We start from the raw sequence: 18,487 nt of genomic DNA, 5'->3' as shown, positions 1-18,487 counted from the left end.
CGTTTTCCGTGCGAAAATGTAAGTCTTGGATTTAATCGGGAGTCTATTTTACCGATACTAGAGACAGGGTATTCTCGACTTTTCGGGGAATCCAAACGCAGAAGAGACCAAGGAAATAGGGTACAATGAAACGCAAAATCGCATTTTGCCTGGCAATTTTTTCAATCGCAGGCATACTCAACGCTCAAGACAACCAAGCCCAAAAGAAGGAAGACGGCCAGGTCGGCGCGGCTATTCTGGAAACTGAAAAAGGTCTGGATCAGAGAGTTACCTCTCTAAATGAAAGACTGAAACGTCATACAGTACTCATGAAAATGAAAGTACGTATTCTTCCTTTCCGTACGGTTCTGTTTAAAGGAAAAGCAAACAACGACGAATGTGTGCCTGCTAATAGCAACGCGCAAGAAGATGCGGCAAACAACTGTATCCGAGTAGAAGTTTACGATTTCATTAAGGATGAGGAAAGAGGACAAGGTAAAGTCGTTCAAGGCGGACTTTCCAAGTATATGGAGATTTACTTCGAAGGACCGAATACCAACGATCCGGATCCAAGAATGGAACCTCCTCGTAAAATTGCTAAAATTATCAGCAGAGTTTATAAGAATAACTTCCTGATCGAAGATAAATCGGTTTCCGAGATCATTGACAGGGCTCCAAACGACCAGCCAGGACACAATGATAAGATTGAACTTTTCTACCAAAAGAACAATTACCCTGAGTGGAATCGTCCCGAAACTCCTAGCGAAAAAGGAGTCGGTAAATACGTTCTTGCAAACGTGGAAAATACCAAAACTCACCCGATCCGCAACTCTTTCAAAAAGACGTTCTACATTAAACACTTGGATGCATTCGATAGATTGTTTACCAAAATTTTCGATTACAACGACCAATTGGGTAATGAGAACTACAAAGAGAACGTAGACACGCTCAAGGAATCCCTGAAATACTAAGTGCGGTATATTCTTCCTTGTTCTTCCTGCGGCACCGAACTCAGGATTCCCATAGATTTGGGAAAACTGACAGTTCGGTGTCCTAGATGTTATCATTCTTTCGTCTTTGATCCGGAAGACCCGGCCAGTTTTAGAGGCGGAAGATACGATCTCCCAGGAGGAAACTCCGGTCTCAAAAATCCTCGTTCTGTACGGGGATTTTTTCGTTTTTTAGAAGATAAATTCGAATCGTTTAAATCCAAGTTCCGAAAGAATCGAACGTACGGATGGCAAAACCCCGGAGAACCTCCACAATCCTTCGAAAATTACGGTGATCTTCACCGAACCGGATTCGGTCCCCTACTCGCAAAATATATTCTATTCATTCTGATCCTGATCGGCATCGCAAGAGCCTGTTTCTTTTCCTCCCAAAACTGGAATGACTCGGTTCCGCATTGGGATTCTCCGGAAACCCAGGAACCCTCCGGTCCAAATCCTCACGAAGAAGAAGACAAAGCTCCCCAAGTAGAAATTTAGGCTTTTATGAATTATCTTCTACTGGATCCTTCTCAGGAAACAGATCCTGGGAAATTCAAGATCTCAAACCAAGTTCGAGTCACTCATATTCTAAAAGTTTTACAAAAGAAGGAAGGTGATAAGATCAAAGCCGGCCTCCTAAATAGTAGTTTAGGGATTTTTAAAATTCTAAAAGTAAACGCAGCGGAACTTTTGGGAACTTACACTCCCATACTTAAACCTAAAAGAAGAAATCCCGGCATCCAACTGATCGTCTCCGTCCAAAGACCCCCGACAGTAGAAAAGATCTTAGAATTATCAGGAGTCTGGGGAGTTTCCGGTTTAGAATTCCGACTCGCCGCACTTTCCAGAACGGAATATCTTACCTCCCCTGTTTGGAAAGAGGAGAATATGAAAGCAAAACTGCTCCTCGGGATGGAACAAGGTGGGAATATTTTTTTTCCAAAGTTAACACTCGGTTTTGTTCCTCCGGGCAAAAAGGCAAGTTTTGAGAAGAAAGGTTCTATTTCCGAAATAGTACGTTCTTCTTCCCATAGGTTCTATTATCTGGATAAAAAAGGAAAAGCCATCCGAGAGTTTTTTCCCTTTCAGGAAAAAGAATATTCAATTTTAGTAGGACCGGAACCGGGTTGGACAAAAACGGAATTGGAAATATTCAAAAAATTAAATATTCCATCAATTAGACTTTCTTCTTCCATTTTGAGATCCGAACAGGCAGTGTCATTCTTCCTTTCGCAATGGGAAAGCTCCGTCCTTTCATAAGAACCGCTATCTCAATTTTTTTCTAAATAGCCTGTAATAAAGAGTCTTTACCTACCTCTTCGCTTGCACGTCCTGTGCAAACCTCCAGGGGGCTTCACCATCCTGGCTTCGCTCTCAGGTAAAGACTCTTCATTACAATAAAATATTATATAAAGATCATTAAGATAGAGAGCGGTTCTTTTTAGAAGGACAAAGAGTTAGAAAACAATATCTTTTGTTCGTCTTGTGCTACAAAACTATTCGAGGTGCTATCATACACCCATCTGCGGATATCTTGCACTCGGATGGAAATAAACCCTAAATTCAAAGCGGCTTCTATCGCTCCGACGGAATTATCATCCACCTTGAATGCATCTTTATTCTGATCGAAATTCTTACGCGTATAATATCCGGAGATCATAAATAAGGAACCGATCGGGAAATACAACCCTAAGAAGATCCTGGAGTTATTCGGGCCCGAATAATTCTCATAGTTTGCTTCCAAGGAAATTCTATAAAAACTGAATACAACGGAAGTGAAATAACCTTTCAGCTTTGCGGCATCCGGATCCATAAGTTTGGCAGCTTCCAATTTGGTCAGAGGAAGTTGGGAGTTCACATTAGATTGGTATCTTTCCAACTCGTAAAAGCTATCGAAATACATAGGAATATAATTCGCATCCATATTCCTGTATTCCGGTTTGATCTTAGCGTAGATGTCTTTTCCGCCGAAACGGAAGATTGCTCCGGTGTGAGTTCCCTTGGAATTTAAAAGTTTGATGGTGTTCACATCATAGTAAGGAGTGATCTCCACATATTTGGTACTGATGAGTTTGTATTCTGCATCCATACCCTGGATGATCAATCTTTCCGATTGCTCTACTAACGGGTTATTATTTGAATCCAATCGTAAACGTCCCGTTGTATCGAATGAAAGCTGGGTAGGAGCCTTAGTGTCGAATGCGGTTGTGTATCCGATCGAGAATCTATTTGCAAAATTGTCCTGATTAAAGAATTCTTTTAATTTTTCCTTACGAGATTCCGGCTTTTTCTCGATCGGGATCATTTCTTCTCTCATCTGATGAGTCTTTTGGTCTTCAACCAATGCCCTATATTTCTCTCTATCTTCCGGGTCCACTCCGGCTTCTTCGTAGACCTTTTTTCTTCCGGCTTCGTCCGCTACGTTTCCTTGTCCAAGTTGTAACATTCCGAATAACTGAGATCTTCCGGTGAACAGATCGAATAATTTAAATGCAATTGCAAATGGACGAACATACCCTCTTGCGGCACCAATCTCGTGAGTATAAACGGAATTTGTAAATACCTGTACTCCTCCGTAATCGTTATTAAAATCCGCCATCAGACCTACATTGTAAATGTCTATCCTTTGGTTATTCACATAACGGTTCACTATGGTTCCGTGACCTATATATCCATCGAAAAGTTTTCCGGCATAAAAAGAGAAAGTTGTCTCCCCGGGTTTATAAAGTCCGTAAGTCCCGTACCAAATATTATTAATCAACCTAAGATAATCGCTTTTTTGGTCGTAATCTATCTTGCGAATGCTCCCCACCTTTAAGGTTGGATCTTTCGGATCCTGGTCGTAAGCAAGAAAGTTCATTGGAGCAGTAAGAGAGAGTCCGAATTCTCCCCCAAAATTCAAATTTAAGGTTGGAGCAAAATACAGATAATAGTCGTTATTAAACTTATTTACCCCTGCATCGAATGTGAATGGATCAGGAGGTTGCATAAACTGTCTTCCAGGTGGCATCCAGAGTTGGGCCTGAAGTTCTTCGCTAGGAAGAAGATAAAAAGAAAAAAGTAAAATCCCCGGAAGTATAAGAGATCTTTTACACAAATTCAAAAAGTTTAATTTCATATTTAAGCCGGAATTTCTCCGCGGATTGTATTTCAATTCATCCAAAAAATAGTACCACTAGTATCGTATCGTCTACGTGGAATCTAAATGACTATCCGATTCTATCAGAACCTTCCGTTGAAAAACCAATAAAACAGGAATATTTCTCGTATTTCAGAAAATATTTTCCAAAAAACCTGAATTTTCATTTCTTAAGGGATGAATTTTGGTAAAATATTTCGAGTTCCTCCGATTCTCGCATCTATTCGCTATAACGAATTTTATATCTTATTTATTAAATTTTTGATAGACATTATAGGAAATATTTCCACTATTTGTACAAAGGAGTCCTAGAGATGGCAAGAAATTATAAACCAGAAACAATCGTTCTTCATGGAGGGCAAACTCCGGATCCTACTACCACATCCAGGGCAGTGCCTATCTATCAAACTACATCCTACGTTTTCAAGGATACGGACCATGCTGCGAGATTATTCGGTCTCCAGGAATTCGGTAATATTTATACAAGGATCGGTAACCCTACAACCGACGTTTTAGAACAAAGAGTTGCCGCATTAGAAGGCGGAGTGGCGGCACTCGCAACAGCGTCCGGGCAATCCGCAGAAACATTAGCTCTTTTGAATATAGTAGAAGCTGGACAGGAAATTGTAGCATCTTCTTCCCTTTATGGAGGGACTTATAACCTTCTTCATTATACTTTTCCGAAACTTGGGATCAAAGTCCATTTTGTGGACCAGTCCAATCCGGAAAATTTCAAAAAAGCGATCAATGACAAGACCAGAGCCGTCTTTGCCGAAACCTTAGGAAATCCTAAGTTGGATACTCTGGACATTGAAGCGGTTGCGAAAGTGGCTCATGATGCAGGGGTTCCACTGGTGATTGACAATACCCTACCTTCTCCTTATCTAGTTCGCCCTATCGATTTTGGGGCGGACGTGGTCGTTCACTCTTTGACCAAGTTTTTGGGAGGTCACGGAACTTCTATCGGCGGGATCATTGTGGATTCAGGGAAATTCAATTGGGGGAACGGTAAGTTTAAGAACTTCACAGAGCCCGATCCAAGTTACCATGGCCTGAAATTCTGGGATGTTTTCGGTAAATTTGAACCTTTTGGAGGAGTAAATATTGCGTTCATTATAAAGGCCCGTGTCCAAGGTTTAAGAGATTTAGGACCTGCAATCTCTCCTTTTAATGCATTTAATATCCTCCAAGGTATTGAAACCCTTCCGCTGCGGTTGACCCAACATTCTCAGAATGCACAAAAGGTGGCGGAATATCTTTCTAAACATCCGAAAGTGTCTTGGGTGAACTACCCTGGTCTTTCAACTGACAAGAACTATACTCTGGCGAAAAAATACCATACTAGAGGATTGTTCGGAGCGATCATCGGTTTCGGCGTAAAAGGTGGAATTCCGGAAGCGAAGAAGTTGATAGACGGTCTGGAATTATTCTCCTTGCTCGCAAATGTAGGAGATGCAAAATCCCTAGCAATCCATCCGGCTTCTACAACTCACCAACAGTTGAGTCCGGAAGAACAATTGGCAGCGGGTGTAACTCCTGAGTTTATCAGACTCTCGGTTGGTCTGGAGCATATAGACGATATTATTACGGACCTGGACGAAGCACTGAAAAAGGTGTGACTTCCGACTCCGTCTAAAAAATCGTCTAAAAATCAGCCACTTTCTCTTTTTAGTTTCCTAAGCTTGCTTAGGATCGTCTGAAAAAGGAAAGTGGCTTAGTTATTTGGAACGTAAATCATGGGATCAAAACAATCCGTCGGCATAGTAGAACCTAAAACCGCAGTGTTGGGTGATCTACGTCTGGACAACGGATCAGTTCTTTCCCCTACCGTAGTTGCTTATGAAACTTACGGAACACTTTCTCCGAATAAAGATAATGCGATCCTGATCTGCCACGCTCTTTCAGGAGACGCTCATGCGGCAGGTTTTCATTCCGAGGGAGAAAAACGTCCCGGATGGTGGGATGAGTATATAGGTCCAGGCAAAGCATTTGATACAAATCAATATTTTGTAATATCTTCCAATGTGATCGGCGGATGTAAGGGTTCTTCCGGACCTATGAGTATCAATCCTATCAGCGGTAAACCTTACGGTTCCAGTTTTCCTTTCGTTTCCATCAAAGATATGGTGGCTGCCCAAAAACTTTTAGTGGAATCTTTCGGGATACAAAGATTACTCTGTGTGGCAGGCGGCTCGATGGGCGGAATGCAGGCTTTACAGTGGAGCATATCGTATCCGGATGTTTTAGAGAACTGTATTATTTTAGCTTCTGCTCCGGAACATTCAGCGATGCAAATCGCTTTTAATGAAGTCGGAAGACAAGCAATCCTTTCCGATCCGAATTGGAATAACGGATTGTATGATGAGAATGCGACTCCCAGAAAGGGTCTTGCTTTAGCGAGAATGATGGGCCATATCACTTACCTTTCCGACCATAAGATGAGAGAGAAATTCGGTAGGAACCCGCCAAGAGGAAACCTATTAAACTCGGACTTTGCAGTGGGAAGTTATCTCATCTATCAGGGAGAAAGTTTTGTAGATCGTTTTGACGCGAATTCTTATATCTATGTGACCAAAGCCCTAGATCATTTCAGTCTGGGGAAAGGCCAAGAACTTACTAAGGCATTAAGCCCGGCTCAATGTAGATTTTTAGTGGTCTCTTATAGTTCGGATTGGCTCTACCCTCCATCTCAATCCAGAGAGATCGTTAAAAGTTTAGAAGCTTCCGATAAAAGAGTTTTTTATGTGGAACTAACCACGAACGAAGGTCATGATAGTTTTCTTCTTCCCAACCAAAGACAAGAGGATGTGATCCGAGGTTTTTTAAACATGCCGGTGAACGAATGATAGATTCCAAAATCTTAAGTAGCACTACTCTAAGAGAAAGACCGGACTTCGCTTATATTCTGGATACGATCTCACCAGGTTCCAGAGTTTTGGACCTTGGTTGCGGGAACGGGGACCTTCTGTATCTTTTAAAACAAAAAGGGATCCGAGGCCAAGGGATAGAGAAGGACGAAGATGCAATCGTAGAATGTATCCGCAAAGGTGTGTACGTTCACCATGGGGATATTGACGAGGGCTTAAGTCACCATGAAGACAAACGTTTTGATTATGTGATCTTAAACCAGACAATCCAAGAGACTAGACATCCGGGCGATATCATCAAGGAATGTTTGAGGATCGGTAAACGTGTTATTATTGTGTTCCCGAATTTCGGTTATTGGGAAGTTCGTTTTCGGATCCTTTTCCAAGGGAAAACTCCGGTCACGGATCTTCTTCCCTATCGTTGGTTCAATACTCCTAACTTACATTTTCTTTCCGTTCTGGATTTTCAGGAGTTCTGCGATATTCGAGGTTTTACCGTAGAGGATAGAGCATTCTTCACCGATCTAAAACAGGTAAAATTCAGTCCGAACTTTTTTGCGAAGCTGGCTTTGTTTCAGATTAGATAGTTTTTTTTTCGCACAGAGCTCACGGAGAATACTGAGAACACTGAGATTTTCCCACACAGAGTCACAAAGCCTCAGAGGTATGTTGGAGTTCCTACACCGCAATGAAAGTCGCAAGTTGGAATTCCAACAAATATAATTACTTCGTGAACTCAGTGGCCTCCGTGCGAACTTAACTCAAGTAACCTTCTAAACTCCCTGCTTTGGTGTAAAACGGCATAAACATCAATATAGTTTTCTGAAATCTTATAAAAGATCCGAAATGGAAATCGACGCGTCAATATCTGTCTAAAATCTTTATAAACAACCGGAGCAATTTCTGGAAAATACTTGATCCGTTCTAAGGAAGAATCGATTTCTAAAATAAGTTCGAAACCTAAATTTTCTTTTTTACTATTATAATAATTTACTGAATGAAGAATATCTTCTTGGGCGCTAGGCTTAATTCTGACTTCTAAACTTGTCACTTTTTAGAATTTAGTATCCGTTTTTTAAGCTCTGTCCAAGATGTTCCGGTTGAATTTTGTTCATTTGCAAATCTTTCGTCCAATAATTGCTTGTCGTCTTGAGAGACTTCAATAGCAGGATTTTTTAAAGCAATCTGGTCCCAAATACTGGAAAGAGCATCCAACTGCTCTTCGATTTGCATATTTTGAATCTCGCCTATGGTTATTTTAGGAAGAATATTCATTGTCTTAATTATTAATACACTGAAGTGAATCTAAAATCAAGTCAGAAATCTAAAAGATTTTTTCACGCAGAGAACACGGAGAATACTGAGATTTTCTCGCACAGAGGGCACGGAGAACACAGAGAGTTTTTTTCACGCAGAGACGCGAAGACGCAAAGGTTTTTTTTCAGGCAGAGAGTGGAAATGTAGGAGTTCCTACAAGACAATGAAAGTCGCATATTGGAATTCCAACAAATATAATTACTCCGTGAACTCAGTGGCCTCCGTGCGAACCTCTTATCTTTATTAACGTACTGGAATCTTCCCGGCTCTTTCCAAGGCCTGGTCGATCAAAGATTGATACAATGTCTGGATGGGTATTCCGGCAGCTTTTGCTTGTTGAGGAATTAGACTTGTTTCCGTCATTCCGGGTAACGTGTTTGTTTCCAGAACGAACGGTATTTCCCCAACGACGATAAAATCAGTTCTAGAATATCCTTCGCATCCAAGTGTTTTGTGAGCAAGGATGGACTCTTCCTGGATCTTAGAGATGACCTTTTCCGGTAAACGAGCCGGAGTGATTTCTTGAGAAAGTCCAGGTTTATATTTGGATTCAACGTCGAAAAATTCTCCCCCTGGAATGATCTCCGTAGGAGGAAGCGCCTCTAATATTTTTCTGGAACCTTCTTTCTTTTCCCAAACCCCGCAGGAAACTTCCGTTCCTTTTAAGAATTTCTGTAAGATCGCGTGCTCTTCCGCATCGAAAAATTCCGGTAATCTATGACGTAGATCTTCGGGTCCTTCTATCCTAAATGTATGAAAACTAGAGCCTCCTTCCACCGGTTTTAGAAAAAGCGGATATTCTAAACCGAAGTTTTCGACCAAAGTCGGATTTTCAGAATATTCTTTTTTTCTCAATTCCCAAAAGGGTGCAACGGACATTCCTGCAAGTTGGAATAATCGGTTTGCTCTAATCTTGTCCATTGCCAAAGCGGAGGCTTTTACATCGGAACCGGTGAATGGAATGCCGAGAACTTTTAAAAAACCTTGCATAGAACCGTCTTCTCCGCTGGTTCCATGTAATCCTAAAAAAACTACATCACAATCCAAAGAGCTGAACGCTCCGGCGTTAGTCGAATGAAGTTCTTCGAATTCTTTTAAATACTCTTCCGGATTTTTGGAATTTCCTTCCGGGAACTCAGGTCGATATTCTTTAGGGATCACCCATCTGCCGTCTCTGGAAATCAGAATGGGTTTGACCGAATGTCCCATGGAAGACAAAGTTTTACTTATGAAAGTGCCTGTGCGCAGGGAAATTTCGTGTTCTGTGGAAGTTCCGCCAAATAAAACTGCAATTTTCAATGATCTATCCCCTGTTGCTTTTAGGATTTTCCGGGAAGAATGATAAATAAGAATCTAATACTGATCCTTTTCTTCCTAGTTTGTACGGAAAGCCTATTTTCGGAATACCCTTTTAAACCGGTTTCTCCTTTTCCGTCCGAATACAAACAATTTTGGTTCTTATACCAATCCGAAAAAAGATTGGGAGAAGAAGAACAGATCTTTAGACCATTCTTCTCTACATATAAGGAAACCAAATCCAATTATCGTTATAATACTTTTTTATTCCCAATCTACTATTCGGAAAAAACGGATTACTGGAGGGTTTGGAGTTTTTTATTCTTTTTCAGTGGAACGGAAACCTACCACGACGATATCGGTTGGGACGAGGACACTCTTTCCCCACTTCTGATATGGGGAAAAGGTGAAACGGCTAGAGAATCCTATTTCGGTTTTTTTCCCTTATACGGAAAACTTAGAGGTAAGGCAAGTTATTCGGAGTTGAATTTTGCACTCTTCCCTCTTTATTCCAATTGGAAGTATAAGAATTATAACGCTCATGGGATTTTATGGCCCTTCGTTATGTGGGGAGGTTCCGAAGTTAGGAATGATCTCAGGATCTTCCCTTTTTATTCTCACAAGATCCACAAGGGAAAATATGAACGTTATTCTGTGCTTTGGCCGTTTTTCCAATGGGGAAATATCAACGAGGATAAAAGGGAACCTTTTACTTATAAAATGTTCTGGCCTTTTTACCTTTCCAAGGATTCGGAATTCGGGAATATGAAAGCTCGGGCTTTTTTTTGGTTTCCCATTATAGGATCTTTATTCTCGTATGGGTACGATAAAAGAACTCATGAAAAAGACCTGAATGTCCTATTTTTTCTGTTTCAATACGGTTATAATGACGACGAAGATTACAGAAAATTAATTTTATTTCCTTTTTACGGCTATTACAGATTTGCGTATAAGGAGACCAGATTTTTTACTCCGTTCTATTTTCGCTTGAGCACTGACAGTCATCATCTCAAATCTTCCGAAACCTATTTTATCCCGTTTTGGTGGAGAACCAACAGAACATACGTGCAGTGGGGAAGAGAAGAAAATTATTATAAACTCTGGCCTCTCTTCCGATGGCATGAGGACAGAGAAGGTAACCTGACTTGGAATTTTCTTTCTTTATTTCCGATAAAATCGGAACTTGTGGAAAGGATCTGGGATCCGGTCTGGTCCATCGTTGAATATCAAAAATTGTCCAATGGAGAAAAAAGGCTCTCTTTTTTAATGAGACTTTATACCCAGAGATGGAACGAAGAAGAACTGCATATTCACGTACCTTTGCTCGTGGAATACAGCTCTACTCCGGAAAAAACTTCTTATCAATTTTTATACGGTCTATTCGGATTGGAAAGAAGTAAGGATAAGACCACGGTGCAGATTTTTTGGTGGATTAGGCTCTAATCGAAATGTTGGGATCCTTTAAAGAAAAAGCAAATGATACTCTTTACGCGGCAGGTTATACGATCGTTTTGATCGCGGAAACTTTTTTAAATCTAAGATTCACGATTGAAAAGCGGAAAGAAATTTTAGACCAAATGTTTATTGCGGGCGTCGGGAGTTTGTTCGTGGTATCTGTGGTTGCAGTTTTTACCGGAATGCTTCTCACTTTAAACACAGGATTGGGTCTGAAAGATTTCGGAGCAGAGGGACAGATCGGACTTCTTCTCACGATTACCCTTACTCGCGAAATGTCCCCATTTATGACGGCGCTTATCTTGGCCGCTTCCATCGGTTCCGCCATTGCCGCGGAGATAGGTACAATGAAAGTTTCCGAGGAAATCGACGCTCTTGAAGTGATGTCTATTGACCCTATACGATTTCTGGTTTTTCCAAGAGTATTAGGTTTTTCTTTAATGGTTCCGGTTCTCTGCGTGTATTCCAGTATTTTGGGAATTTTAGGCGGAGCGTTAGTCGGGCATTTTCAATTAGGGATAGAATATATCGTCTATTTCCAAGATGTGAACGAAAGGATCACTTCTATCCCCGGTCTCAAAGATCTATATACGGGCTTATTCAAAGGATATGTTTTCGGCCTGATCATTTCCTCCATTTCCTGTTCTCACGGTTTAAGAACGAGCGGCGGAGCAATCGGTGTCGGTAGAGCCACAAGAGAATCAGTGGTGACGTCTTTTTTAATGGTGATCTTTTTCGGTTATGTGATCACGGCGATCTTCTACAGGGAATAAAATGGAAGAATACGCAATAGAAATTATAAATCTGCACAAAGCTTTCGGGCAGAGAAAGATCTTAAAAGGAATGAATCTCCAGGTAAAAAAAGGAGAGACCATGGTAGTACTCGGACCGTCCGGAACAGGAAAATCCGTCACCTTAAAACATATCACAGGTCTTTTGGAACCGGACGCAGGGGAATGTAGGATCTTCGGCGAAAATATTTCTGGAGCTACCTTACCAGAAAGAGAAAAATTACGTTCTAAAATGGGGGTTTTATTCCAATCGGGGGCACTCATCAACTGGATGACCGTTTTCGATAATGTTGCACTCCCCTTACGAGAACACAAATTATATCCCGAAGAGGAGATCCAACGTATTGTCGCCGAAAAACTCAGGTTAGTGGATATGACCGTCGCAAAGGACAATTTTCCGAACGATATCTCCGGCGGAATGAAAAAAAGAGCGGGACTTGCTAGAGCGATCGCTTCTAATCCGGCGATCATTCTATATGATGAACCCACATCCGGTCTAGACCCCGTTATGTCAAACGTGATCAACGAATTGATTATCCGTATCAAAAAAGAAACAGGCGCCGCTCAGGTCGTGGTTACCCATGATATGTCCAGTGCGTATATGATAGCCGACCGCATTTCATTTTTTTACGGGGGCCAGGTTTTATTTACCGGAACTCCACAAGAAGTGCAGAATTCTCCGAACGAATTCATCCGTCAGTTTATTCATGGACACACAAAGGGCCCAATGATCCTGGAAACTAAGAATTGAAACCTAGGTCCAAAGAGAATATTCTGGATAAAAAGTCCGATATAAATATGGTAAGAGTTCTGGATCCTAAATGAAATCAATCCGTTATCTTTTAGTAGGTGCTATCTTCTCGGTCGCCTTAGTCATAGTAGGTTATTTTACCGTAATGACGGAAGGTGGACCCATTCAAAAACGGGGAGAATTCCTAAAAATCAATTTCAAAAACTCGGAGGGGATCAAGGTAGGAAACAAGGTCACTGTACAAGGTGTTCCGTTCGGATACGTTTCTAACATTAGACTGATCCAGATAGACGAAAGTGGAGCCGTTCTTCCTGCGGGAGAAGTGGGAGTCGCCACTAGAGTAGAAGTCACAATTCTTCTGAAAGAACCGGTCCGTATATATGAAAATTATGATATTGCAATACGTAACGAAAGTTTACTTTCAGGCCGAGTGATTTCCATAGATCCTGGAACTTCCGAATCCGCGGAAGAAAGCAAAGGAGCACCGAGGACCTTCCAAGTTGTGGATTATAAAACGGCAGGGGCCTCCTTAAAAGGGAGAGTATTACAAGATCCGCTCGTATCTCTTTCCGAACTAATCGCCGAGAATAGAGGAGATATCCGAAAAACTTTCTCCAACGTAGCCGATATCACCACAAAGATCAATAGTGGAGATGGGACTTTGGGAAGACTGATCAATCGTGACGATCTTCATACCAATGTAAATACCGTTCTGACGGATGCACAGATCGTTCTGCGAGAACTAAGAGAAGGTTTGGAAGATACACGCGAACAGGCACCGGTCACAAGCTTTATCCGCGCGGCACTCAGCTCTTTTTAAAACCTTTTTCTTGCCAAACTGGGTTTCCTACGAAAGACTTTTCCTATGTCTTCTCGTAAAATCGCAATCATCGGTACAGGGATCATGGGTAGAGGGATCGCAAATAATCTTTCTAAGCTAGGTCATTCTCTCCAATTATTCGCCCGTAATCCTGAAAAGATCCAAGACCTACAGTCCGATCTGGTCTCCGTTCATGGAAATATCAAAGAAACGGTAAAAGATTCGGAAATTATAATACTTTGTCTGACCGAAGATCATGTTGTGGAAGAGTCCGTATTCTCCTCCGGACTTTTGGAAACGAATGCAAATTATGTGATCGACGTAGGCACAACCTCCCCTTCTCTCACTCTCAAGTTAAAAGATACATTCCAAAAAATGAATATTCATTTCTTAGATGCTCCGATGACGGGTTCCAAGAATGCAGCCAGGGACGGTCAGATCCTATTTATGGTGGGAGCAAAGTCCAAGGATGAGATCGAAGATATCTCTTTCATTTTTGAGGCCTCCGGGAAAAACACGGTCTATTGCGGAGAAGTCGGAGATGGACAGAAAGCAAAGATCGCATTAAATATGGTGCAAGCAGGGATCTTCCAAGTCTATATGGAAGGTTTTTCATTGGCAAAGGCTCAAGGTATAGATCCTTCTGTCCTGAAATCTATTTTAGAACAATCCGCTGCCAAGTCCGGAATTTCAGAATTTAAGTTTCCGTTCGTATTTTCCGGAAACTACGAAACCCATTTTGCATTGAAGAATATGTACAAAGATCTGAAACATGCCCTCACATTAGGGAAAACATCCGGAACAAAGTTGCCACTCTGTTCCGGATTGGATGAGATCTATCGCTACGGGATGGAAGCGGGTTTAGGAGAGAAGGATTATTGCAGCTTGAACGAAGTTACTGCGAAGATACATCCGGCCAAATGATCTTTTCGATGAGGCCATTCCCGTTCTTATCCATTCGTAATTGGATTTTGGCTCCCGGCTTTCTTAATTTTTCCTCTAGTTCTTTCGCGCCTTCTTCCGGGATATAGTATTTGCTGAAAGGATAATGAAAGTTTCCGTAATTACACTCCCCTCTGATATAATTCCAGCAAGTTGGATCATTCTTTGCCTCGTTACAATCTGAGTAAAAACCTAAGTCATAAACGGAAGGTTCTCTGGAATTGAAACATACACAAGCTTCCTTTATATTCTTTCTCGGGATCTTAGGGTCCGCCTCGAAAGAATTGGAAGAAAAGGAAAAGACGGTCCCCTCTCCTTGGCAAACGTCGTTCGAATATTTACGATCTATCTGAAATCTGAGATAATGCCCGGAAAGTAGATCTCTAGGATCATAACCCGTGATCGGAAGGATTAATACTTTTCCATTCCTAAGATCGAATTCTCTTTCTAGAGCTATGGAGGCTAAAACAAGAATGGGCAAAAATACCGCAAGAACCGAAATGGTTAACTTTTTCATATTCCTAATTCCTCCGATTGAAAGAGTTGGTTCGCTGCATTTCGGATCCTTTCCCTCATCTTAAATATTAAAATACTGAATCCTAGTATGAATATTCCCGAGACGACGAGACCGATCCCTGTGGCGAGTAAACTTCCGAACACTTCCAGATAAATATAAACAAAACGGACGCCTAAGACTAATAAAGATAGATCAAACCATCTTCTGGATTCGAAAAATAAAAATGTAAACGGGATCCAGGCCAAAAAGAAGAATATCATCGCCGGAAATTTTCCATACCAATGAAACAGTTGCGGATAATTCAGAAGTCCCAAGAATATTCCGGAAATCGAAAGTAAGATGATCTTTCTTCTTGAAAAACGGTTTCGAAAAATTTGAGAAATAGCGATTAACGTGATTGGAACAATTAGGGGCCAGTACCATGGAAAAGGAACGTCGTACTTTCTGTAAAACTCGGGGTTCGGATCTAAATTCGGGATATCGCGTGTCTCAAAACTTCCCCAAATGGAAGAAGTGATAAAAAAACCGAAGGCCCAAAGTAAGAACGGATTCACTAGAATAGAAGTTTTACTCTCCTTAGTTTCCAGCCTTCTCTCTGCAAAGATCGCAACCCCTGCAAACACCCAGGAGGCAACAAAAAAGAATAAAGAGTAATAATGACTTCTTTCCCTCCAGTCGATATTCGAATTATTGTCGATCCAACTAAAAATGGAGGAACTGAATACCGCGATCCAAAGATGTTGCAGCACCCTGCCAGGATACATGATCACAAGTAAAATAGTGATCCCCGACCATAAGAGCAAAGCCTGGTATAATTTCCCCTGTGTATGGTAAACTTGGGAGATCAGACCAATATTCGCAAAAAATAATACACCCAGAAGTAAAACCAAAAGATAACGGATCGTATCGTTCCAGATCTCTTTCCTTTGTGAATATAGGATCGCGATCCCTATCCCGAAAAGTATCGTAAAACTAGTGCCCAGTTTTATCGAATAATGAATCTTGTCCCAGTTAGCCGCCACCATAGCAATAACTCCAAGACCGATGACCACGATCCCTAAGGCTAAAAAGGAATAGAATACATAAGGAATTTTTTTAGAATCTTCGAATTTGAGAATGGACTCTGCCTGAGCCTGGCTAATGAGTCCTGAATCCACCCAAGTTTTTAATTTTTTCTTCCAATTCATGACGCAAAGGTTATCCGGACGGAATGGAATTCAGTCAACCTTTCTTTCAATAATTTAGAAATAGAACCGGCAGTTACAAGCCGATATCCGTAGAGCTAAATCAGTCTTCTTCCTTTGTTCCCAAAGATTTTTCTATATGATTGCGGTATCTTTCTTTAAAGAATGACTTTTGATTCGGCGCACCAATCCCGGCTTCTTTCAACCTTCTTTCGTTTGCTGAAATTCGATCCTCGTCCAAAGGGTGAGTGCTCAAATACTTTTCCAAAGGAATATCGGCGCCGCTCAACTCAGGATTTTTCTTTTTCTCTTGTTGGAGATCTTTAAAAAAATCCGCGATTGCTCCAGGATAATAAGGAGTGGACCTCATATAGTCAAAGCCGTATTCGTCCGCTTCTTCTTCCATGGAGCGGGAATTTACAAGACCTAATAGATTTGTGGAAAGTCCTGCTATGTCCGCCGAATGTTGTGCCAGATCGGGACCGAGCACATAAGACAGAACAAAATACAAGGCAAAATATAAAGTGATATTTGTGGATAATTGTTTGGTGGAATGTCTTCTCTCCGCATGAGCAATCTCATGAGAAAGGATACCGGCAAGAGTCGCCTCATTCTTTACGAAATGAAGAAGTCCCGTATAGACGAAAATATAACCTCCGGGGGCGCAGATCGCATTGATCACCTTATCGTCGTCTATTATGGTTACCTTATATTTGAACTCATCCTTGTATTGGATGGATTTGGACTTTAAGATACGGTCTACAATGGATTGTAGATATTTTTCCAAAGGTTTGTCTTTGTAAATTTCACCGTGTGCATCACCCGTAACGGCAGCTTTATAAAATTGTTCTCCTAAAAAACGATCGACGTCCAATGGAAAAACGAGATCGACCATCCAACCACAACCTTGGAGGCTAAAAAGCAAAAATAGTACCAGGAAATATTTGCGAATTGAGGTTTTCTTCATTTGGTGTTACTCCGAATACAAACGGATTTCGTATCCGCCATAGGCGCGGATATTGATGACTCCATCCTCGAACAAAAGGTATTGTCCTTTAATGCCGAGCAATTTGGAATCTATCTCCTTCTCTTTATCGGGGGAAAAAGATTTGGATTTTTTTGGATATTCTAAAATAGGATAACTTAATTTTGTGATATTTCGTTCTTCTGATTCCGTATAAGGAACCCCTAGGTCCCAGGAATCCAAGATTTCCAGTAATTCTTTCTTTTTGGAAATCAGATCGAAGGTTCCCGAATCTTCCGTCACCATCTTCTGCCATTTGGTTTTATCATCGATAACGGTCGTAAATTGTTTTTCGATGAGACCTGCGTCTCTTCTGGAGGAAACTTCCAAAAGTGGGATTGCTTCTTGGGCTCCCTGGTCCACCCAACGATTGGAGACAGGTTTTTCTCGAGTGATCCCCACTTTTAATCCGCTTGTATTTGCAAGATATACGGTATGTTTTTGGAAGCAGTAACCTTCTCCCCATTCAGGTTCCCTACAGGTTCCCAAATGAAAATGACAGGTTTCAGGACGAAGAATACATAGATCATTTTCCGCTAATGTTTGAAAACATTGGAAACAACTTCCCTGGTTGAAACTTTTGCTTGTTATTTTTCCACAATTCACGCAGCGGATTTTTCCGGTAAATTCCAGTTTTACCCTTTTGCCTACAAGATTACCGATCCGAAAACCTGCGGGAACAAGTTGGGCCTCTTGTTTTCCGGATTCGGAAGACGGATAAGTAGCTACCACCCAGATATATTCTACCGGGTTTACACCTTCATGGTCCATCATTCTTAAAAATCCGGAAGACAATTCTTTCATGGAAAAAAATATTCCTTACCGCCGAGTGGTCGTAACTTTGCATCCACTTTTACGGTTAAAATAGTGCTTAACTCCTGTCCTTTCCAGTCAAAAACAACGATTTTATCTTCGTAGGAATAATGGCTCAACCTTCCATCCGTATGATAGAAAAATTTCAGATCGCTCTCCCCTTCTTTTCCGGGAACAGAAAGAACTCCCTTTCCTGCGAGGGTCCTTCCCTCGTACCATTTCGCTTTCATAGGGATAGAAGGTATCGTCCTCGCGGGAGTCAAACCGCTGCTTGCAGAGGCAGCGTCCGGAGTTTTAGGTTCCGGATCCGAACCTTCCGCCAACTTGTCTTCCAAACTAGAAACCCTAAGTAATGCGCATTGGAAATTTCCCTCTAATTTAGGAAAGTTTTGGTTGCAGGGAGCCTCTTTTACATATAATTCCTGATCAAAGGAAGCACCTGTGCGAACACTTTGTGCGATCTTTGCAAACGCATAAAATTTCAAACGGCCCAAAACTTCTTTTAGTCCGTATTCTTTCCATTCTCCGCTTTGGTTTTCCGCAAAAAGGGAAAAGGAAAATAAAATTACGAATATGGCAGCGAATCGGGTTCTCATAATATCT

The 18,487-nt window shown here is 41.3% G+C and carries 20 protein-coding genes; 11 read left to right on the top strand and 9 right to left on the bottom strand.

Annotated elements, in window-relative coordinates; translation table 11 throughout:
* Window positions 1-125: 125 nt before the first annotated feature.
* The 3 genes from fcpB to AB3N61_RS07855 are packed head-to-tail and all read left to right on the top strand — an operon-like array spanning window position 126 to window position 2,228.
* Window positions 126-950, top strand: a complete 825-nt coding sequence (gene fcpB / locus AB3N61_RS07865; protein WP_020768201.1) for a flagellar-coiling protein FcpB — start codon at window positions 126-128, stop codon at window positions 948-950.
* Window positions 951-1,007: 57 nt separating this feature from the next.
* A complete protein-coding gene (locus tag AB3N61_RS07860; protein WP_367898968.1) occupies window positions 1,008-1,466 on the top strand; it encodes a hypothetical protein in 459 nt (152 codons plus the stop codon).
* 6 nt (window positions 1,467-1,472) lie between these two features.
* Entirely contained in the window at window positions 1,473-2,228 is a 756-nt protein-coding gene (locus AB3N61_RS07855) for an RsmE family RNA methyltransferase (RefSeq protein WP_020768070.1), read from the top strand.
* A 181-nt stretch (window positions 2,229-2,409) separates the two neighbouring features.
* On the opposite strand, the gene impL63 is transcribed toward AB3N61_RS07855, so the two are convergent.
* On the bottom strand, window positions 2,410-4,065 hold the full coding sequence (gene impL63 / locus AB3N61_RS07850) for a cytoplasmic membrane protein ImpL63 (RefSeq protein WP_412758407.1): 1,656 nt from the start codon (window positions 4,063-4,065) through the stop codon (window positions 2,410-2,412).
* A gap of 356 nt (window positions 4,066-4,421) precedes the next feature.
* On the opposite strand from impL63, the gene AB3N61_RS07845 reads away from it, so the two are divergent.
* The 3 genes from AB3N61_RS07845 to metW all read left to right on the top strand — a co-directional run bounded on the left by AB3N61_RS07845 (window position 4,422) and on the right by metW (window position 7,561).
* Window positions 4,422-5,726: an O-acetylhomoserine aminocarboxypropyltransferase/cysteine synthase family protein gene (locus AB3N61_RS07845; RefSeq protein WP_020768355.1), complete on the top strand. Its 1,305-nt coding sequence runs from the start codon at window positions 4,422-4,424 to the stop codon at window positions 5,724-5,726.
* A gap of 117 nt (window positions 5,727-5,843) precedes the next feature.
* Complete coding sequence (gene metX, locus AB3N61_RS07840) at window positions 5,844-6,953, top strand: homoserine O-acetyltransferase MetX (RefSeq protein WP_020768258.1); 1,110 nt, start codon at window positions 5,844-5,846, stop codon at window positions 6,951-6,953.
* Complete coding sequence (metW, locus tag AB3N61_RS07835; protein ID WP_020768310.1) at window positions 6,950-7,561, top strand: methionine biosynthesis protein MetW; 612 nt, start codon at window positions 6,950-6,952, stop codon at window positions 7,559-7,561. Before metX ends, metW begins: the two co-directional genes overlap by 4 nt.
* 149 nt (window positions 7,562-7,710) lie before the next feature.
* Here metW and AB3N61_RS07830 read toward each other — a convergent pair whose 3' ends face one another.
* The 3 genes from AB3N61_RS07830 to AB3N61_RS07820 form a co-directional block, all read right to left on the bottom strand.
* Entirely contained in the window at window positions 7,711-8,025 is a 315-nt protein-coding gene (locus tag AB3N61_RS07830; protein ID WP_367898967.1) for a type II toxin-antitoxin system RelE/ParE family toxin, read from the bottom strand.
* Window positions 8,022-8,249: a hypothetical protein gene (locus tag AB3N61_RS07825; RefSeq protein WP_036088689.1), complete on the bottom strand. Its 228-nt coding sequence runs from the start codon at window positions 8,247-8,249 to the stop codon at window positions 8,022-8,024. Before AB3N61_RS07825 ends, AB3N61_RS07830 begins: the two co-directional genes overlap by 4 nt.
* 285 nt (window positions 8,250-8,534) lie before the next feature.
* Entirely contained in the window at window positions 8,535-9,590 is a 1,056-nt protein-coding gene (locus tag AB3N61_RS07820) for a D-alanine--D-alanine ligase (RefSeq protein ID WP_367898966.1), read from the bottom strand.
* Between the two features lie 39 nt (window positions 9,591-9,629).
* Between AB3N61_RS07820 and AB3N61_RS07815 the strand changes: the two genes are divergently transcribed.
* The 5 genes from AB3N61_RS07815 (at window position 9,630) to AB3N61_RS07795 (ending at window position 14,328) form a co-directional block, all read left to right on the top strand.
* A complete protein-coding gene (locus AB3N61_RS07815; protein WP_036088687.1) occupies window positions 9,630-11,030 on the top strand; it encodes a hypothetical protein in 1,401 nt (466 codons plus the stop codon).
* Window positions 11,031-11,035: 5 nt separating this feature from the next.
* Entirely contained in the window at window positions 11,036-11,815 is a 780-nt protein-coding gene (locus tag AB3N61_RS07810; RefSeq protein WP_020768061.1) for an MlaE family ABC transporter permease, read from the top strand.
* Between the two features lies 1 nt (window position 11,816).
* Window positions 11,817-12,584, top strand: coding sequence for an ABC transporter ATP-binding protein (locus tag AB3N61_RS07805; protein WP_020768110.1), 768 nt, complete (start codon window positions 11,817-11,819; stop codon window positions 12,582-12,584).
* Between the two features lie 70 nt (window positions 12,585-12,654).
* A complete protein-coding gene (mce, locus tag AB3N61_RS07800; RefSeq protein ID WP_020768423.1) occupies window positions 12,655-13,404 on the top strand; it encodes a mammalian cell entry protein Mce in 750 nt (249 codons plus the stop codon).
* A 45-nt stretch (window positions 13,405-13,449) separates the two neighbouring features.
* Window positions 13,450-14,328 carry an NAD(P)-dependent oxidoreductase gene (locus AB3N61_RS07795; RefSeq protein ID WP_367898965.1) on the top strand — a complete coding sequence of 293 codons (879 nt, stop codon included), beginning with the start codon at window positions 13,450-13,452 and terminating at the stop codon, window positions 14,326-14,328.
* Here the strand turns inward: AB3N61_RS07795 and AB3N61_RS07790 are convergent.
* The 5 genes from AB3N61_RS07790 to AB3N61_RS07770 all read right to left on the bottom strand — a co-directional run bounded on the left by AB3N61_RS07790 (window position 14,300) and on the right by AB3N61_RS07770 (window position 18,480).
* Window positions 14,300-14,863, bottom strand: a complete 564-nt coding sequence (locus AB3N61_RS07790) for a GDYXXLXY domain-containing protein (RefSeq protein WP_367898964.1) — start codon at window positions 14,861-14,863, stop codon at window positions 14,300-14,302. The two genes, AB3N61_RS07795 and AB3N61_RS07790, sit on opposite strands and share 29 nt — an antisense overlap.
* A complete protein-coding gene (locus AB3N61_RS07785) occupies window positions 14,860-16,050 on the bottom strand; it encodes a DUF2157 domain-containing protein (protein WP_367898963.1) in 1,191 nt (396 codons plus the stop codon). The genes AB3N61_RS07790 and AB3N61_RS07785 overlap by 4 nt, the downstream gene beginning before the upstream one ends.
* A 100-nt stretch (window positions 16,051-16,150) precedes the next feature.
* Window positions 16,151-17,014 (bottom strand): M48 family metalloprotease, encoded by an 864-nt coding sequence (locus tag AB3N61_RS07780; protein ID WP_020768269.1) that lies wholly within the window; start codon window positions 17,012-17,014, stop codon window positions 16,151-16,153.
* Between the two features lie 6 nt (window positions 17,015-17,020).
* A complete protein-coding gene (locus AB3N61_RS07775) occupies window positions 17,021-17,875 on the bottom strand; it encodes a DUF2797 domain-containing protein (RefSeq protein ID WP_367898962.1) in 855 nt (284 codons plus the stop codon).
* Window positions 17,872-18,480 carry an LIC_11883 family protein gene (locus tag AB3N61_RS07770; protein WP_036088684.1) on the bottom strand — a complete coding sequence of 203 codons (609 nt, stop codon included), beginning with the start codon at window positions 18,478-18,480 and terminating at the stop codon, window positions 17,872-17,874. The genes AB3N61_RS07775 and AB3N61_RS07770 overlap by 4 nt, the downstream gene beginning before the upstream one ends.
* Window positions 18,481-18,487: the final 7 nt, after the last annotated feature.

The organism is Leptospira sp. WS58.C1, from assembly GCF_040833995.1.
GTDB lineage: Bacteria > Spirochaetota > Leptospiria > Leptospirales > Leptospiraceae > Leptospira_B > Leptospira_B cinconiae.
The sequence above is the reverse complement of the archived record's forward strand: the minus strand, read 5'-3'. Positions and strand labels throughout refer to the sequence as shown.

What these genes read in the sequence shown, in the direction of transcription:
- AB3N61_RS07810 (WP_020768061.1), top strand. Translation starts at nt 11,036, where the DNA reads ATGTTGGGATCCTTTAAAGAAAAAGCAAATGATACTCTTTACGCGGCA.
- AB3N61_RS07815 (WP_036088687.1), top strand. Translation starts at nt 9,630, where the DNA reads ATGATAAATAAGAATCTAATACTGATCCTTTTCTTCCTAGTTTGTACG.
- metW (WP_020768310.1), top strand. Translation starts at nt 6,950, where the DNA reads ATGATAGATTCCAAAATCTTAAGTAGCACTACTCTAAGAGAAAGACCG.
- metX (WP_020768258.1), top strand. Translation starts at nt 5,844, where the DNA reads ATGGGATCAAAACAATCCGTCGGCATAGTAGAACCTAAAACCGCAGTG.
- AB3N61_RS07790 (WP_367898964.1), bottom strand. Translation starts at nt 14,863, where the DNA reads ATGAAAAAGTTAACCATTTCGGTTCTTGCGGTATTTTTGCCCATTCTT.
- mce (WP_020768423.1), top strand. Translation starts at nt 12,655, where the DNA reads ATGAAATCAATCCGTTATCTTTTAGTAGGTGCTATCTTCTCGGTCGCC.
- AB3N61_RS07845 (WP_020768355.1), top strand. Translation starts at nt 4,422, where the DNA reads ATGGCAAGAAATTATAAACCAGAAACAATCGTTCTTCATGGAGGGCAA.
- AB3N61_RS07775 (WP_367898962.1), bottom strand. Translation starts at nt 17,875, where the DNA reads ATGAAAGAATTGTCTTCCGGATTTTTAAGAATGATGGACCATGAAGGT.
- fcpB (WP_020768201.1), top strand. Translation starts at nt 126, where the DNA reads ATGAAACGCAAAATCGCATTTTGCCTGGCAATTTTTTCAATCGCAGGC.
- AB3N61_RS07795 (WP_367898965.1), top strand. Translation starts at nt 13,450, where the DNA reads ATGTCTTCTCGTAAAATCGCAATCATCGGTACAGGGATCATGGGTAGA.
- AB3N61_RS07785 (WP_367898963.1), bottom strand. Translation starts at nt 16,050, where the DNA reads ATGAATTGGAAGAAAAAATTAAAAACTTGGGTGGATTCAGGACTCATT.
- AB3N61_RS07780 (WP_020768269.1), bottom strand. Translation starts at nt 17,014, where the DNA reads ATGAAGAAAACCTCAATTCGCAAATATTTCCTGGTACTATTTTTGCTT.
- AB3N61_RS07855 (WP_020768070.1), top strand. Translation starts at nt 1,473, where the DNA reads ATGAATTATCTTCTACTGGATCCTTCTCAGGAAACAGATCCTGGGAAA.
- AB3N61_RS07805 (WP_020768110.1), top strand. Translation starts at nt 11,817, where the DNA reads ATGGAAGAATACGCAATAGAAATTATAAATCTGCACAAAGCTTTCGGG.
- AB3N61_RS07825 (WP_036088689.1), bottom strand. Translation starts at nt 8,249, where the DNA reads ATGAATATTCTTCCTAAAATAACCATAGGCGAGATTCAAAATATGCAA.
- AB3N61_RS07770 (WP_036088684.1), bottom strand. Translation starts at nt 18,480, where the DNA reads ATGAGAACCCGATTCGCTGCCATATTCGTAATTTTATTTTCCTTTTCC.